Origin of the sequence: Methylocaldum sp. (assembly GCF_035627495.1) — a bacterium.
GTDB lineage: Bacteria > Pseudomonadota > Gammaproteobacteria > Methylococcales > Methylococcaceae > Methylocaldum.
The window spans coordinates 62,159-77,921 of the sequence record NZ_DASPLO010000007.1 but is presented as its reverse complement, the minus strand read 5'-3'; the positions used below and the strand labels follow the sequence as shown (position 1 = coordinate 77,921).

Below are 15,763 nucleotides of genomic sequence, written 5' to 3'. Positions count from 1 at the left end.
CTTTACAATCCCATCGATAACGGATCGATCATGGGTACATTTACCGGCTTTAGATATCGATCGGGACGCCCAATAAAGAAACCCTGTACCAGATCGACCCCCAACGCGTGAAGGCGAATTAGTGTCTCGGCATTTTCAACTCCTTCGGCGACGATTTTTTGCCGATAGCCATGAGCGAGCGCGGTCAGTGCACTGACAAACACATTGTCGTCTTCGTCAGTGGCAAGACGGCTGATAAACGAACGGTCGATCTTCACATGCTTTATCGGCAAGTGCCTGAGGTAATGAAAGGAGGCAAATCCCGCTCCGAAATCATCCATCGCAAATCCGAACCCGATGTCAGTCAACTCGTCCATAATCCGTCTGGCCGCATCTAAATCGGCGATGGCGGCGGTTTCCGTGATCTCGAGCAACAAGCGTTCCGGAGCCAAATTACCGTCGCGAACCGCTTGTTTGAGCGGTTCCGCCCATCCTGGCTCGGTGAGCGCCGTGGCGGAAAGATTGATCGACAGACGCGCCTCTCGATCCTTGCCAAGAACATCGATCGCCTCTCGCGTTACATACGAATCGATGGCGTTCATCAAGTCCGAACGCAAAATGACGTCCATATATTCACCGGGCAGGACGAGACGCCCATCCTCCAAAGTCAACCGAAGCAGTGCCTCATAATAAGCGACTTGCCCCGTTGCCATGTCGAGCACCGGCTGATAATGGAAAAACAAGCGCTTTTGATCCAGGGATTGAGCAATGACGCTACGCCAATACGCTCGATGACTGATCTGAGCCCGTTCCTCTCCCGAATGAGAGAACAAATGCCACCGTCCACGCCCAGCTTTTTTTGCCTGATACATCGCCGCATCCGCATTCGCCATAAGCTCTTCCACGTTTTTTCCGTGATCCGGTATCAATGCGATGCCTATGCTGGCGGAAATACGATAGCTTCGATCCCCGAACCGAAAGGGCTTTTCGGTCAGTCGTTGATTGAGGTCTTGGGCAAAGCACTCTGCTCCCGATTGGTCAGTAGCGGTCATCAAAACCGCGAATTCATCGCCACCCAGGCGAGCCAGCACATCCGATTTTCGTGCCCGCGCCCGCAGTTCATTAGCTAAAAGGCCGAGCAGCGCATCTCCGGCAGCGTGTCCGCTGCTGTCATTGACGTCTTTGAAGTGATCCAAGTCGAATAAAAGCAGGGCTGCCGGAACGCTGTTCCGCTCCGCCTCGGCAAAACTGCGCTCCAGTTCATCCTTGAACCAAAGCCGATTATGGAGACCGGTCAATGAATCGTGATTGGCGAGCCAGCGGATACGCGATTCGGCCTGAATTCTTTCGGTGGCGTCCAACCCGATTGAAAGCACGGCGATGCCGTTTTCGTGCTCCAGTCCCAAGCGGGTATGTACCCAGACGATATGGCGCTTGCTACCGTTGTAGCAGGTCAGGACGGCCTCGTGTTCCAGGCGATGCAACAAATTGGAGAAGAGCTTTTCGAGATTTCGGCCGATATCCGCTGTCTCGCTATCGATCTCGATTAATTCGATGAAGCGGGCGTCCTTTAGCGCCTCGCTAGAACGGCCCAAGATTTGGGAGGTCAATTCATTGACGGTGCGGATTCTGCCATCCTGAGTTTGAGTCAATATCAAAACCTGCGCGTTGTCCAATAGCCCTTGAATGAAATCCCTTTCCGCCGCCAGGGTGTTCTGATGCTCTTCGATCTGATGAGCCAATCGGATGGACGTGGCATAAAGGATGTCGATTTCATCTTTCCATTCGACTAAGCGGCTGAGCGTCTTCAGTCGCTCGTTAACTCTGTGATAGTTTCCATGAGCTAACAACGGCAATGTAGCCGCAAGATGCTGAATGCGCCGTAGTGGGGCATGCAGCAGCAAGAACAATAGAATCTCAGCTATAACCAGAGATGTCCCAATCAGGAACAGTGCGTCCCGGTTAGCCTTATCGAGCGTCCCGGCCGAAGCGCTTTTATCGGCGATGAACAGAAGATAGCCGGTCTCACCGCCGTCCAGAATCTGGCTCAGTGGTAATGAATAAACCGTAAATTTCTTGTCGTTCCAGTTCAGCCATTTTCCGCTTGTGATCGCCTCCGGGCCGGAATAGTGCTTGGCGAGATCCCGTAAAAAAGGCTCTAGCTGTTGAGGATTGGACAGCGCAGCAACCCGAAGCCCCCAAGACCCCAGCATTTCCTCGCTTGCGTCCGATGCGGCCACCAGAATGGCGAGATTCGTTCCAGCACCCGCGGAGAGGTCCAGTACCAGATCGGTGATCATCTGGCTAAGCATGAGAATGCCTGCACTCCGTCCGTCGGAAAGTAATGGCACGAACGCATGAAGGCTGCAGCCGGGCTGGCAGGTTAAGAGTGCCAATGGCTGCTCCGCGTCAAGAACCCGGCTTAGGACTCCTTGTAACCGTTCTTGCGGAATCGCTACCGCGGTTGAGGACGACCAGCGCCACGTTGAATGGCCTTGGGCATCGAACAGCTCGACATGTTCGACGTCCAGTTCGTAACGGACACTGGAAAAGAATTCCTGCAATCTGGCAACCCTTTCACCCTGATGCGGCGCCGTAATGAGCCGTTCGAGTTTGCCCAGCGAAGCGAACACGACACCTAGGCGCTGCAAACGGTCGGCCGAGCGCTCCATTAGCGCTTCGAACTCTGTCCGAAGAGCGGCATTGCTGGCTGTTTGCTGGTCCTTGAATTGAGTTCTTAAATTCCAATAGTTCAGAGCACCGAACGCGACGCCCAGCATTAATAACAGTAGGCTCAGGAACACAAAACCTTTTCGGCGCAGGGTCCAAAAACGGTTTATGTCATCCCTCATTCCGTTATCCGGCAAAAGGCATTAAAAGCGAAACGACAGCATCAGGGAAAAGAGATCCCAGTGCGGATCGCCACCGCCTTGCAACAAATCGGAATTGTCGCGCGGCGAAAGCCAAGCGGTGCCATCCACGTTGTGATATTCCGCGGCGATCAACCAGTTTCGCACAAACTCCCAGCGAACTCCGACGGCAAGATCACGGGCGTAAAAGCGGTGGCGCGCTTGGCCGGTTTGCTCGGCTAACGAACGGCCGCTGCGGTCGTCGCGGTCGGCATGGAAAACGTCGTAGCGAAGTACGGCCGACCAGTCCTCGGTCAATCGGTACTCGCCCTGGACATAAAATCCTTCCGAAGTATTCTCCAGAGGAACCGGTGTAAAACCACTGCGCCGTGTATCAATCCAGCCGTATTCGGCGGTCAAAGACCAGCGCTCTTCGTTGTATTGCAGAGAGAACAAAGGATATAAAGCCCGAACACTGCCGGATGGAATCGCAGACATATTCGATCTGAAATCACGTTCCAAGTCGACCACGCTGAACATGGCGCGCGCGCGTCCGCCCATCCACTCGTAAACGGCTCGTCCGAGAAATAACGGACGCCCTTCCATCGTACCGGGCGCATCGGGAATACCGGTGAGAAAATCAGTGGCGTCTCCGGTGTCATCCTGCGGGTCAGCCACCATAAATTCCAGATTAAATCGATGATCGCCCCAGTTATAGCGGCTATACAGCAATCCTCCATCGGCCGCGATCATCGCTTGCCGGAGGGCGAGCGTATCGAAATAAATGGACTGGGGCAGAATCACCGAGGGCCGGGTCCAGACCACATCCCGTGTATCGTTATATAGCCCGAACGGTATCTTGACTCGGCCTGCTCGCACCCCCAGCGTCAAAGACGAATCGAAAAGCGTAACGTTGTAGTCGACCTGGGCGAAATCGAGCCGAAAATCCTCCCGATCCGACCCACCGGCATTCCGATAAAGCCCTTGGGCCGAAAATAAAAGGTTGGGCAGCAGTCTCACGGAACCATTGACACCCAGCTCGGTGAAATCGAGACTACCTCGGCGGCTCGCGCCGAAAACCTGATTGCTCGTGGTGTAGGTAAATCCTTGACTTGCGAAACCGTGCAATTGCCAGTCGATGGTGCTGAAATCCAGTGCCGATGCGCCTCCGGACAGTAAAAAGCACGCGGCAATGATAGCCTGGCGCGCGATCGTTCGAGAACTAATGATTCTCATGGCGGAGGCCATTCCTAGAAATCTCCTATTTGTCAACATAGCCAATACCCCCCGGTGTCGCCCGAACCCGCTCCCGCATTTCTCCAACCGTCTCGACCACATGCGGTATCAAACCTGTTCCCGAGAAAACCAGCCGATCCCATGCCGCCCGGAGCTGAAAGGGATAAACACCCAACACTTCCTTGGAAAAGCGGTTATGGAGAGGATGCTTATCCGGCAGTACGAAGACACGAATGGGAGTGCCATCGGGCCAACTCGTCAGTCGCATAAAGAAGATTTCGCGCAAGGTTTCGGGCGAGAGCGAATCGGCGTGGCCGTCCGCTGCGTAGATCTTAGGACTAGGCTCGGCTGCCATAACGGATTTACTGTCGCATCCGATACCGACCGCCAACGCAAGAGATAGGAAAATGCTAACCCACCGGCACCGGATTAAACGGTGCAAAACACAGGTGGATCTAGACAGTGTCCTCAAGCAACACCCATTTTCTTTTTGTTATAGGAAGCCCGAAGGCGCTTTTTAGCGTTTTAACTTTAGCAGAGGACTGCCTTTCTTTTTTTAGGAGACCAAAAAAATCGGTGCCCCCTCAGCAGACCGATTACCGAGTCGTCCATCGCCAAATAGATAAACACGCCGCTGATCTCCGAAGAAATCCCCCAATAGCGCCCCCGCTTTGCTCCGATGGACGGGACATCCAGATTTCTCTTAAGCAAATTGGGGCGATAGGCTTTGCCTACGGCGTTTCCGGTTATCCCCGATTGTTTCGTTTGGTCACAAAACAATCATCTCATATGACCCTGTGATAATTCGATAGCGAGATCGAAAACTGGCATCCGCTCCAAACGACGCGCACGTCTTTCGCGTGTTTCCAACAAACAAGATGTTTGGGCCCGCGATCACAGACCTTTGCCGCCTTTAACGCAAAACGCAGCGTCACAATTCCACTTGTCGATCTTTGAACACGTGTTCTTTCCAATCTGGCCCCATACGCTGCTCAATGTAATCACGGATCAATTTCCGCACCATCTGCGAGGGCGTAACGTCTTCATCCGCGCACAAACGCTCGAACGTAGCTTTTTTGTCGGGATCAATGAGTAGCGTCAAACGCGCGGTTCGGTTTTCGAGAATTTTCATATACACACTAGATGTTAATACTTTTAACATTTACAAATCATATAATACTGATACTATGCAATCCTATCAAACATCTACTACACATAGTATAAACACCCACTCTTCATGTCCCTATTCTTTGCCGGCATCTCGGTTTTAGCGGCGTTACTGTCCAGCCTCGTGGCGCTGGCCGCCGGGCCGAGCGGCTTGTTATGGCATGGAATTCGGTGGTCTATGAAGAAAGCCCCTCGCCACCTGGCCCGTATTGAGGCGGAGTTACCGGTACGGGGAAATGAGTGGCTGACGCCCGGTCGTTTCTCCCGTCTGACAAGGACAGCGCCCTTCGCTCTGTTGGGAGTATCGGGTGGGTTCGCCGTATTGGCCGGAGTCATTGCGCTCCTGGGCGGCGCTACCCACACCGCAACGCTGCCTTTCGGTTTGCCCTGGCTGAGCTGGCACTTGGCGCTAGACCCGCTGGCCGGTTTTTTCTTTTGCGTGCTCGGCATCCCCCTGACCGCCGTCAGCCTGTTCGGCCCCGGCTACGTTCGCGAGTTCGAGCACGGCAAACACCGTCTTTCGGTCCTGGGCTTTTTCACCGGCTTGTTCGTTGCCGGCATGGAGCTGGTGTTGCTCGCCGACGATGCGTTCCTGTTCATGATCGCCTGGGAACTGATGTCGGTCGCCAGCTATTTCCTGGTCGCCTACCAGCACGAGCACACGACCAATCGCCGCGCGGCTTTTCTTTACTTGTTGATGGCGGAGATCGGCGCGATCGCGATTATTCTGGCGTTCGGCGTCCTCGCGGGATTTGGTGGCGGCTTGACGTTCGAAGCTCTGCGCGGCGCGGCCTTGAATCCGGTGTGGGCGAGCATCGCCTTCGTGCTGGCGCTGGCCGGTTTCGGCATGAAAGCGGGGCTCGTTCCTCTCCATGCCTGGCTGCCGGAAGCCCATCCGGCCGCGCCCTCGCATATCTCCGCCCTGATGAGCGGGGTCATGCTGAAAATCGCAGTCTACGGCTTCATTCGGTTTGCCTTCGATTTGCTGGATCCCGTGTTTTGGCAATGGGGTGTGCTGGTACTCTTGATCGGCTCGACCTCCGCCGTGCTCGGCATCCTCTACGCGTTGCAACAGCAAAACCTAAAGCGGCTTCTCGCTTACTCGTCGGTGGAAAACGTCGGGATTATTTTCACCGCGCTGGGTTTGGCGCTGATTTTCCAGAGTAGCGGGCAGCCTCAACTGGGCACGCTGGGACTGGTGGCGGCGCTGCTGCATTCACTCAACCATGCCTTGTTCAAGAGCCTGTTGTTTCTCGGCGCGGGAGCCATACTGCACCAAACCCATGAACAGAGCCTGGAAAATATGGGGGGTCTCATCCACCGCATGCCGAAGCTGGCAGCCCTGTTCCTAGTTGGCACGCTGAGCATCGCCGCCTTGCCGCCCTTCAACGGCTTCGTCTCCGAATGGTTGATCTTCCAAACGGCGCTGCAGGCCGGCGGCATCCAAAGCGGCGTTCTCCGCAGCCTGATTCCCACCGCCAGCGCGGTGTTGGCCCTGACCTCGGCCCTGGCGGCCACCTGCTTCGTCAAGGTTTATGGCATAGCCTTCCTGGGTCTTCCGCGCTCCCGCCACATTGCTCACGCCCGCGAAGTCCGGCACCCCGGCATGCTGGCTGGACCGGCCTTGCTTGCCACGTGCTGCGTGCTGTTCGGCGTATTGCCGACGCCTCTCATCAATGCCTTGGGCACGTTGACCCAGCAGTTGACCGGGTTCGTTCTGCCGAACATATCGGCTCTCGGCTGGCTCTGGCTAACGCCGGTGTCGCCGGAGGTGGCTGCCTATTCGCCGGCGCTGGTCCTGTTGGGCACCGTGGCGGTGGGCTGGCTGTGCTATTACCTTCTGTATCGCCGCACCGGTCTCGAACCGCGCCGAGCCGAACCCTGGGACTGCGGTTTCGGCGGATTGACGCCCCGCACCCAATACACGTCCGGCGCCTTCAGTATGCCGATACGCCGTATTTTCGAGCCGGTGTTCGATACCCGCGAGACGGTCGAAGAGCAGACGGACGGACCCGCAAACACGCGCGTGACTGGGCTTCGCTATCAGTTTCAGGTCTTGGATCGCGCCTGGCTGGTCATGTACGAGCCATCGGGACGAGCCATTACCCGATTGGCGCGTTGGGTCGGGCGCCTGCAGACCGGCAATATCCGGACCTATCTCGGCTATTCCTTCTTCACTTTGATCGTTCTGCTCTGGGTGGTCAGTTGATGGCCTGGTTGATGGCGATACTCCAAACCCTGCTGTTCATCAGCTTGGCGCCCTTGCTGTCCGGCTGGATCAAACGGGTCAAATGTCGGCTGCAAAACCGGAAAGCCCCATCCCTATTCCAGCCTTATCGGGATCTGCGGAAGCTCTACCGAAAACAACCCATCGTGCCGCACCCCGCCTCCTGGATCTTTCGCGCCGCACCCTACATCGTCTTCGCGTCCACCGTGTTGGCAGCCTCCATCGTGCCTCTGGTGGCGATCAACCTGCCCACGGCGCGCATCGCCGATGTCATCGTACTGGTGGGTTTCTTTGCCCTGGGCCGGACGTTCCTGGTGCTGGCCGGCATGGACATCGGCACCGCCTTCGGCGGCATGGGATCGTCGCGCGAGATGACGATCTCCTCACTGGCCGAGCCCGCCATGCTCATGGCAGTGTTCACCCTGGCCATGAGCGCGCATACCACCAATCTGTCCCAGGCCATGAACTTCGTGCTCGATACCGGACTCGTGCTGCGCCCGTCCTTCGTGTTCGCCGTCGGGGGCCTAATCCTAGTGGCGATCGCGGAAACCGGCCGCATTCCCGTGGACAACCCGGCCACCCATCTGGAGTTGACCATGATCCACGAGGCCATGATCCTGGAATACAGCGGACGCTGGCTGGCGCTGATCGAGTGGGCCAGCCAGATCAAGCTCATGATCTATGGCGTCCTCATCGCCAATATCTTCTTTCCGTGGGGAATCGCCCAAACCTTCACCCTGAATGCGCTCGGCTTGGGTCTGGGAATGATCGTTCTCAAACTGGCCGTGCTGACGGTCGTGCTGGCCCTTTTCGAAGCGCTCTTCGCCAAGATGCGCATCTTCCGGGTGCAGGAGTATCTGAGCTTCGCCTACCTCCTGAGCGTCCTCGGCATGCTGAGCCATATCATTCTGGAGGCGGCGCGCTGATGGCCATCGCCGAACTCAGTCTATATCAGCAGGCGGTTCTGCTACTGGCGGGGCTCATCGCCTTGACCTCGTTTCTGATGCTTGGCCAGTCCCGCCTGGTTCGTCTGGTCCTGGTGTTCGCAATCCAAGGCATCCTGCTTGCGGCGACCACGGCCATGGTCGCCTACGCGCTGGATTTTCCCCATCTTTTCATCTCGGCGGGCTTGAGTTTTCTGCTCAAGGGCATCCTTATCCCCATCATGCTGCAACGGCTGATTTATCGCATGGGGCTGCACCGGGAGCTGGACACGATCGAGCATCCGGCTCGGGTGATGATGGGCGGGGCGTTCTTGATGGTTTTCAGTTATTACGTGAGTCTTCCCGTCGTCGCCCATTCTCCCCTGGTGACGCTCAACGCCATCGCCGTCAGCCTGGCCGTAGTCCTGCTCGGCATGCTCTTGATGATTACCCGGCGGCAGGCGGTAGCGCATGTGGTCGGCTTCATGTCCATCGAGAACGGATTGTTCTTCGCGGCCGTGGTGTCCACCTACGGCATGCCGATGGTGGTGGAATTGGGGGTTGCGGCCGATGTCTTGGTAGCCGCGGTCGTTTTCGGTGTGTTCTTCTTCCAGATCCGCGAGAGCATCGACTCTCTAGACGTGGATCGGCTCAGCAAGCTGAGCGAGGCGGATAAGCCATGATCGCGGTTTATCTCATTCTGCTGATTCCCTTGGCCGGCATGGTGATCCTCGGTCTTGTGGCCGACAGCCGGCGGGCGGGGTGGATCAATGTGCGCTGTAACGCCTGGGCGTTGGCGGCGTCGGTTTGGCTCGCCGTCGACGTACTGATTCACGGGCCCCAATTGTCTTCCGGCCAGCTTCTCTACATCGACTCCTTCAATGTTTACCTGGTGGCCCTGACCGCGTTCGTGGGGCTGACCACGTCCATTTTCTCCGGTCCCTACATGGCGCACGAACAGGAGGCCGGGCGCGTCAATGCCAGGCGTCTGCGGCTTTACTACGCGATGTATCAGGGCTTCATGCTGGCCATGTACCTGGTGTTGACGACCAACAACATGGGCGTGCTCTGGGTGGCGATGGAAGGCGCGACGCTGGCCACGGTATTGCTGGTCAGCCTGTACCGAACCCCGGAGTCGGTGGAGGCGGCCTGGAAGTATTTCATCCTGTGCGGCGTCGGTATCGCCCTGGCTCTGTTCGGCACGGTGCTGCTCTATTTCGCCGCCGAACAAAAACTGGGCATAGGCGGCAATGCGCTGCTCTGGACGGTACTGCACGAGAACGCCGCGGCTCTGGAACCCAACATCATGAGACTGGCCTTCGTGTTCCTGCTGGTGGGCTACGGCACCAAGATTGGGCTCGTTCCCTTGCACAACTGGTTGCCGGACGCCCATTCCGAAGGACCGACACCCATGTCGGCCATTCTCTCGGGGCTGCTGCTGAACGACGCCCTCTACGCCGTGGTGCGCTGCAAGATGCTGGTGGATGGCTCCCTCGGCACTCACACGGCGGGTTATCTGATGATGGGTTTCGGCCTCGTGTCCTTCCTGGTCGCGGCTCTATTCCTGCACCGGCAGACCGACATCAAGCGCCTGTTCAGCTATTCGTCCATCGAGCACATGGGACTGATGACCTTCGCTTTCGGCATCGGCAGTCCTTGGGCCACCTTCGCCGCCCTCTTCCATATGACCACCCACTCGCTGACCAAATCGGCGATTTTCGTCACCGTCGGCCATGCCGCCCAGCTCGCCGGCACCCAGCGCATGACGAAGATTCGCGGCTTGATTCTGACCCAGCCCGCCATCGGCTGGGGCCTTCTGATCGGCACCGTGGCCATCGCCGGCTTTCCGCCTTTCGGCGTGTTCGCCAGCGAATTCCTGGTGCTCATCGCCACCATGCGCGATTACCCCTGGCTGACACCGCTGCTCCTGATCGGCATCGGCATCGCCTTCGCCGGTCTGTTCCGGCATTTGCAGACCATGGTCTACGGGGATATCCCGGAGGGCCAAACCGCCATCCCGGCCAATCTATGGCCGGTGATGATCCATCTGGCGCTGGTGCTCTGGCTCGGACTATCCATTCCGGGTTTCCTGGGCAATTGGTTCAGCCAGGCCACTCAACTCATTTCAGGAGCATCACCATTTTGAAACGGATTCCTCAGTCAATCCTAAGCAGCTTGGCCGATCTCGCCGACAACTGGCGCACCGATGCGGTCTCCGGCTTCCTGGTCTTCTTGATCGCCCTGCCCTTGTGCTTCGGCATCGCCATGGCTTCGGGATTTCCTCCGATGGCGGGCATCCTCAGCGCCGTTATCGGCGGCCTTGTCGTTTCCCGGATCGGCGGCGCCCGCCTGACGATCACGGGTCCCGCCGCCGGACTGATCACCGTGTTGTTCTCCGCAGTTCATACACTGGGTCAAGGCGATCTCTTCGCCGGCTACCGCTACACGCTGGCCGCGATCGTCGTGGCGGGAGTCCTGCAAATTCTGCTGGGTGTTTTCAGAGCGGGACGTCTGGCCACGTTTTTTCCGGCCGCCATTGCCCACGGTACGCTGGCCGCCATCGGCATCATCATCATCGCAAGGCAAACCCATATCCTGGTCGGCGCCAGACCCACCGTCGAAACATCCTTGCAGAGTCTCACGCATATTCCTCAAAGCTTGCTGCATTACAATCCGGAAATCTTCTTGATCGGCGGACTGGGACTTCTGATCCTGTTTGCCTGGCCGCTGCTCGGAAACAAGGGTATCGGCAGGGTTCCCGCACCCGTCCTAGTCGTGCTGACCGGGTTCATACTGGGGCGGGCGTTCGATTTGAACCAGACCGAGCTTTATCTCGTTTCCGAGGGAGCCGAAAATGAAGCTTGGCACCGGCATATCTTCGTGAACGCACCGCAGTTTCTCGTCGATATCCCGGATAGTTTTCTCGATAGCCTGGTCTTCGCCGATTTTTCGAAAATCGGGACGCTGGCCTTTTGGAATGCCGTATTGAGCCTTTGGTTGATCGGCAGTCTCGAAACCTTGTTGGTCGCCTCCGCGGTGGACCGCCTCGATCCGGAGCATCGCCGCTCCGATCTCGATCGGGATCTCACCGCCATTGGTACAGGCAACGTGCTTTCAGGACTGATCGGCGGCATGCCCATGATCGCCGAAATCGTACGGAGTTCTGCCAATGTCGGCTATGGCGCACGTAGCAGTTGGTCGAATTTTTTCCATGGCCTCTTTCTGCTGCTGTTCGTGGCCTTGTTCCCGCACCTCATCCGCGATATTCCGCTGGCCTCGCTGGCCGCTTTGCTGGTCTACGCCGGGTATCGCCTGACTTCGCCGAAAGCATTCGCCAAGACACTCGATATCGGCTTCGAGCAACTCGCCTTGTTCGTCATCACCATCGTCGGCATTCTGACCACCGATCTTTTGATCGGGGTCGCCATCGGTATCGCCGCCAAGCTGCTGATACACCGCTGGCAAGGCGTGAAACTCGGGAACCTGTTCCAGCTTTCCTACCGGATCACTCGAGAAAAGACCGGCTACCGGATCAAGCTCAACGGCGCGGCCATCTTTTCCAATTTTCTAGCCCTGAAGGACGAGCTTGCCGAGCTTCCCACCGGCGAAACCATCGTTTTCGACCTGACCTATGCCTCTCTGGTCGATCATACCGTCATGGAGTTCATCGAACGCTTCAGCCAGGACTATATCGCCTCGGGTGGCCGCTGCGAGGTTCACGGACTGGACCGGTACGAGCCTTATTCGGATCATCCGCTAGCGGCGCGCCGCCGCAAGATATTCAACTGGAGAGCGGGCCGCAGTGAATCAGTCTAAGGAATTCGATTCGACGAATTCCGGCCGGCAGGAGTTGGCTCCCGCGGGAAATCCCTCTTCACCCGGCGGGGTAGTCGATCCCTGCTGGATGCTTTGCATGAAGCTCGTTTCGGAAGACATCAAAGCCCGGTTGATCGCACCGAGCCTTTTGCCGCCCGCCGATCTGATCGAGGTAGACAGCGGCGATTGGGGTAGAACCGCACAGCAAGCCCGCGCGCAAAACTGGCGCTGGGCCGGAGCTTGGGCGGAAGACCGGGGCCACGACCTGGCAGTCAGCGCCTGCCTCGAAAAGCAAGGGTGCTACCTGATCCTGCGAACCTACCTACCGGCCGATAATCCCGCCCTGCCCTCCCATGCGCCGCATTATTGGGCGGCGGACCGGGTGGAGCGACATATCCAGGATCTCTTCGGCATCCGTTTCACCGATCACCCCGACCCCAAGCGCTGGACCCGACATCAAGCCTGGGACGAAACCACTTACCCGTTGCGGAAAAGCTTTCCCGCGGATGGGCAGCCGCCCGCCAAGACGCCATCGGACAACGAGTACCCCTTCCTCAAGGCGCATGGAGCGAGCGTTTACGAGATTCCGGTGGGCCCGGTTCACGCCGGGATCATCGAGCCGGGCCATTTCCGGTTCCAGGCTGTGGGGGAAACCGTTTTGCACCTGGAGGAACGGCTCGGCTACGTGCACAAGGGCATCGAAAAGATTGCCGAAGGACGCGATCCGATAGCACTCGTCAAGCTGGCCGGGCGGGTATCCGGCGACACGACGGTCGGCCATGCCTGGACCGCCTGCATGGCGATGGAGCGCGCGGCCCATGTAGACATTCCTCAGCGAGCCGCTTATATCCGCGGCATCCTGGCGGAACGGGAACGGGTGATCAATCACCTGTGGGACCTCGGCGCATTGTGCAACGATGTGGGATTCGCCTTCGGCTATTACCAGTTCGGCCGTCTGCGCGAGCTTTGGCTTAGGGAAAACCAGGCGCTGTTCGGCCACCGTCTGATGATGGATACCTTGGTTCCGGGGGGTGTATCCGTGGATGTCCCGCCAGAGGCGGCCGTTCGCATGCGGAATTCGGTCGCCTCGCTACGCCGGGAGCTGGATGAATTGCTCACGATACTCGACGCCAACTCCTCGCTGGAAGACCGGTTCCTCACCACCGGCGTGCTGTCGAGCGAGTTGGCTTCCGCCTTGGGCGCTTTGGGCTATGTGGGCCGGGCGAGCGGTCGGAATTTCGACCTGCGCCGCGACGCACCCTACCCTCCCTACAATAGTCTGGACGTGCGCGTGCCCGTCGAAACCCAAGGCGACGTCGCTTCCCGGTTCTGGGTCCGTTACAAGGAACTGCGCGCGGCCCTGCGCCTCATCGAACAAATGCTGGCCGGCCTGCCCTCCGGGGAACTGGCCGCCGAGTGGCGAACACCCGGCGATGGGGCTGAAGGCTTCGGTGCGGTGGAAGGGTGGCGCGGCGAAATTCTCTGCTATATCCGCTTTGGCGCGGATGGCCGCATCCGCCGGTACTACCCGCGCGATCCGAGCATCGTCAACTGGCCGGCCCTGGAGAAGCTCGTGCTGGGCAATATCGTGCCCGACTTCCCGGTATGCAATAAGTCGGTCAACGGGTCCTATTCCGGCCACGATCTCTGAGGAAACTTCAATGTTGCGCATCTATGGCAAGATTTTCCGCACCGGCGTCCTCACCGAGCGCATCCCGCCCCTTCCCAAGCCTGTCCTGAGCGGAGTCGAAGGGGACGAGGCCATCGAGCGCGAGGGCGCCAGGCTCAAGGTGGTGATCGACAAACGCTTCCGGGGCAGTCTGTCCATCCGCCACGTGGATGCCGGCTCCTGCAACGGTTGCGAACTGGAGATCCACGCGCTGAACAATGTTTATTACGGCGTCGAGCGGTTCGGCGTGCATTTCGTCGCCTCTCCGCGTCATGCCGATGTTCTGATGGTGACGGGGCCGGTGTCGCGCCACATGGAAGCGGCCCTGAAACGAACCTACGAGGCGACGGCCGATCCGAAATGGGTGATCGCCGTCGGTGACTGCGCCGTCTGCGGCGGCGAGTTCGGCGTGTCCTACGCCAGTTGCGGAGCGGTCTCCAATGTGATCCCGGTCGACCTCGCCATTTCCGGGTGTCCGCCGGCCCCGATCGACTTGCTGCGCGGTTTGTTGTCCTTGCTGGGGTCCACAGCGAGCCCCGCACACGATCCGCCGGCGTTGGTTCCGTAGTTGGGTATGCCGAATCGCTGCCGAGGAGGCACTACGGCCATCCATGCCGGTGTTTGGTCAATAGACTGGTGAGCCGCTTGAAACGGCTGCGCCAAAAAACGTGAATCGTGGGGTGCGAGCGCTTTATGACCGGCCTCGATCCCCGAAGCATGCTTTAAAGCACGCTCTTAAGGAAGCTCTGATTAAGTCCTTCGACAGGCTCAGGACGAACGGTAACGTATTGATTCCGTTCGTGGTGAGCTTGTCGAACGCTCTCCTGAGCTTGTCGAAGGGCATGAACGGAATCGACTTGTTCAGAGTTTCCTTAAGTATTTAAGGAAATCCTTTTTCAACCATTGCGCCGCCTCCGGGCAGCGCCCATACCTTCAGGAGAAAACCATGCTCAGAATCTATGCCGGTAATCTGCCAGCCGACACCACCGAACGGGAGTTCACCGAGCTTTTCGCGGAACACGGACGAGTGCGCTCGATCGAACTGGCTCGCGACATTTTCTCCGGCCGCTGCCGCGGCTTCGGCTTCGTCGAGATGGAGGGCCACGAGGCGCGGGCCGCCATCAACTCCTTGAACGGCCATACCCTGCGCGGCAACTGCCTGCGGGTTAACCTGGAACGTCCCCGTGGGCAAAGCGGCCGCGGTCGGCGGCGTTAAGAAAGCAAGGTTCCCTGTAGGGAAAGCCGTAATCCGAACCGGGACCTTACGAGACTAGACCCGCAGCGGAATCGTGCATGAGGACGCTCGACATTGCGCCTGTGGCGGAGGAACGGATTCTCGCCGCCACCATTGACTTATTCCATGAGCCGGGCGACCCGGCCGGTCAGCGGAATATGCTTTGGACGGCGATATTTTTTGAATTCCAAAAACGAACGAAGCGAATGAACAACGACTCAAAAAAGAAGGATTCCGAACAATGCCCCCTTTAGCGATTGAGTTCGTTTGCCGCCATGAGTTTACTGGGTAATATCATTTGGCTGATCTTTGGTGGTTTACTCGCCGGTTTGGGTTATGTGGTGGGTGGAATTGGCTTATGCCTGACCCTGATCGGCATACCCTTCGGGCTCCAGTCGATCAAGCTCGGGTTTGCCGTATTCGCGCCCTTTGGCAAAGAGGTAGTGGAGCTCGATAATGCCAACAGTCCTTTGCGGATCATCTTCAACGTGATCTGGTTGGTGCTTTTCGGATGGGCCATTGCCTTGGCTCACCTCACCAGTGCGGCCGTGTTGGCCGTCACGATCATCGGTATCCCTTTCGCCCTGCAGCATATCAAGCTCATCCCGCTATCGCTGTTTCCCTTCGGCCGAGATCTCCGGCCCGTTCAACCCTAGCGGCCGC

The 15,763-nt window shown here is 58.1% G+C and carries 14 protein-coding genes; 10 read left to right on the top strand and 4 right to left on the bottom strand.

The annotated features are described in order from the left end of the window. Positions 1-2 precede the first annotated feature (2 nt). The 4 genes from VEB01_RS00915 to VEB01_RS00900 all read right to left on the bottom strand — a co-directional run bounded on the left by VEB01_RS00915 (position 3) and on the right by VEB01_RS00900 (position 5,196). Positions 3-2,831: a bifunctional diguanylate cyclase/phosphodiesterase gene (locus VEB01_RS00915; protein WP_324872225.1), complete on the bottom strand. Its 2,829-nt coding sequence runs from the start codon at positions 2,829-2,831 to the stop codon at positions 3-5. A 21-nt stretch (positions 2,832-2,852) separates the two neighbouring features. Continuing rightward, positions 2,853-4,064: a TonB-dependent receptor gene (locus VEB01_RS00910; protein WP_324872224.1), complete on the bottom strand. Its 1,212-nt coding sequence runs from the start codon at positions 4,062-4,064 to the stop codon at positions 2,853-2,855. A gap of 25 nt (positions 4,065-4,089) precedes the next feature. Continuing rightward, complete coding sequence (locus VEB01_RS00905) at positions 4,090-4,419, bottom strand: hypothetical protein (protein WP_324872223.1); 330 nt, start codon at positions 4,417-4,419, stop codon at positions 4,090-4,092. 576 nt (positions 4,420-4,995) lie between these two features. Further along, positions 4,996-5,196 carry a ribbon-helix-helix protein, CopG family gene (locus tag VEB01_RS00900; RefSeq protein WP_324872222.1) on the bottom strand — a complete coding sequence of 67 codons (201 nt, stop codon included), beginning with the start codon at positions 5,194-5,196 and terminating at the stop codon, positions 4,996-4,998. Between the two features lie 213 nt (positions 5,197-5,409). Between VEB01_RS00900 and hyfB the strand changes: the two genes are divergently transcribed. The 10 genes from hyfB (at position 5,410) to VEB01_RS00850 (ending at position 15,756) form a co-directional block, all read left to right on the top strand. After that, a complete protein-coding gene (hyfB, locus tag VEB01_RS00895; RefSeq protein ID WP_324872221.1) occupies positions 5,410-7,440 on the top strand; it encodes a hydrogenase 4 subunit B in 2,031 nt (676 codons plus the stop codon). Further along, complete coding sequence (locus VEB01_RS00890) at positions 7,440-8,384, top strand: respiratory chain complex I subunit 1 family protein (RefSeq protein WP_324872220.1); 945 nt, start codon at positions 7,440-7,442, stop codon at positions 8,382-8,384. Before hyfB ends, VEB01_RS00890 begins: the two co-directional genes overlap by 1 nt. Next, positions 8,384-9,064: a formate hydrogenlyase gene (locus VEB01_RS00885; RefSeq protein WP_324872219.1), complete on the top strand. Its 681-nt coding sequence runs from the start codon at positions 8,384-8,386 to the stop codon at positions 9,062-9,064. Before VEB01_RS00890 ends, VEB01_RS00885 begins: the two co-directional genes overlap by 1 nt. Then, positions 9,061-10,527 (top strand): hydrogenase 4 subunit F, encoded by a 1,467-nt coding sequence (locus tag VEB01_RS00880; RefSeq protein ID WP_324872218.1) that lies wholly within the window; start codon positions 9,061-9,063, stop codon positions 10,525-10,527. The genes VEB01_RS00885 and VEB01_RS00880 overlap by 4 nt, the downstream gene beginning before the upstream one ends. Further along, positions 10,524-12,197, top strand: a complete 1,674-nt coding sequence (locus VEB01_RS00875) for a SulP family inorganic anion transporter (protein ID WP_324872217.1) — start codon at positions 10,524-10,526, stop codon at positions 12,195-12,197. Before VEB01_RS00880 ends, VEB01_RS00875 begins: the two co-directional genes overlap by 4 nt. Further along, positions 12,184-13,848: a hydrogenase large subunit gene (locus VEB01_RS00870; protein WP_324872216.1), complete on the top strand. Its 1,665-nt coding sequence runs from the start codon at positions 12,184-12,186 to the stop codon at positions 13,846-13,848. Before VEB01_RS00875 ends, VEB01_RS00870 begins: the two co-directional genes overlap by 14 nt. A 10-nt stretch (positions 13,849-13,858) precedes the next feature. After that, entirely contained in the window at positions 13,859-14,434 is a 576-nt protein-coding gene (locus VEB01_RS00865) for an NADH-quinone oxidoreductase subunit B family protein (RefSeq protein WP_324872215.1), read from the top strand. 378 nt (positions 14,435-14,812) lie between these two features. Beyond that, the gene (locus tag VEB01_RS00860; RefSeq protein WP_324872214.1) at positions 14,813-15,082 is read left to right on the top strand and encodes an RNA recognition motif domain-containing protein; all 270 of its coding nucleotides are present in this window, start codon (positions 14,813-14,815) and stop codon (positions 15,080-15,082) included. Between the two features lie 77 nt (positions 15,083-15,159). Continuing rightward, on the top strand, positions 15,160-15,354 hold the full coding sequence (locus VEB01_RS00855; protein WP_324872213.1) for a hypothetical protein: 195 nt from the start codon (positions 15,160-15,162) through the stop codon (positions 15,352-15,354). Between the two features lie 21 nt (positions 15,355-15,375). Next, a complete protein-coding gene (locus VEB01_RS00850) occupies positions 15,376-15,756 on the top strand; it encodes a YccF domain-containing protein (protein WP_324872212.1) in 381 nt (126 codons plus the stop codon). The last annotated feature ends 7 nt before the right edge of the window (positions 15,757-15,763 follow it).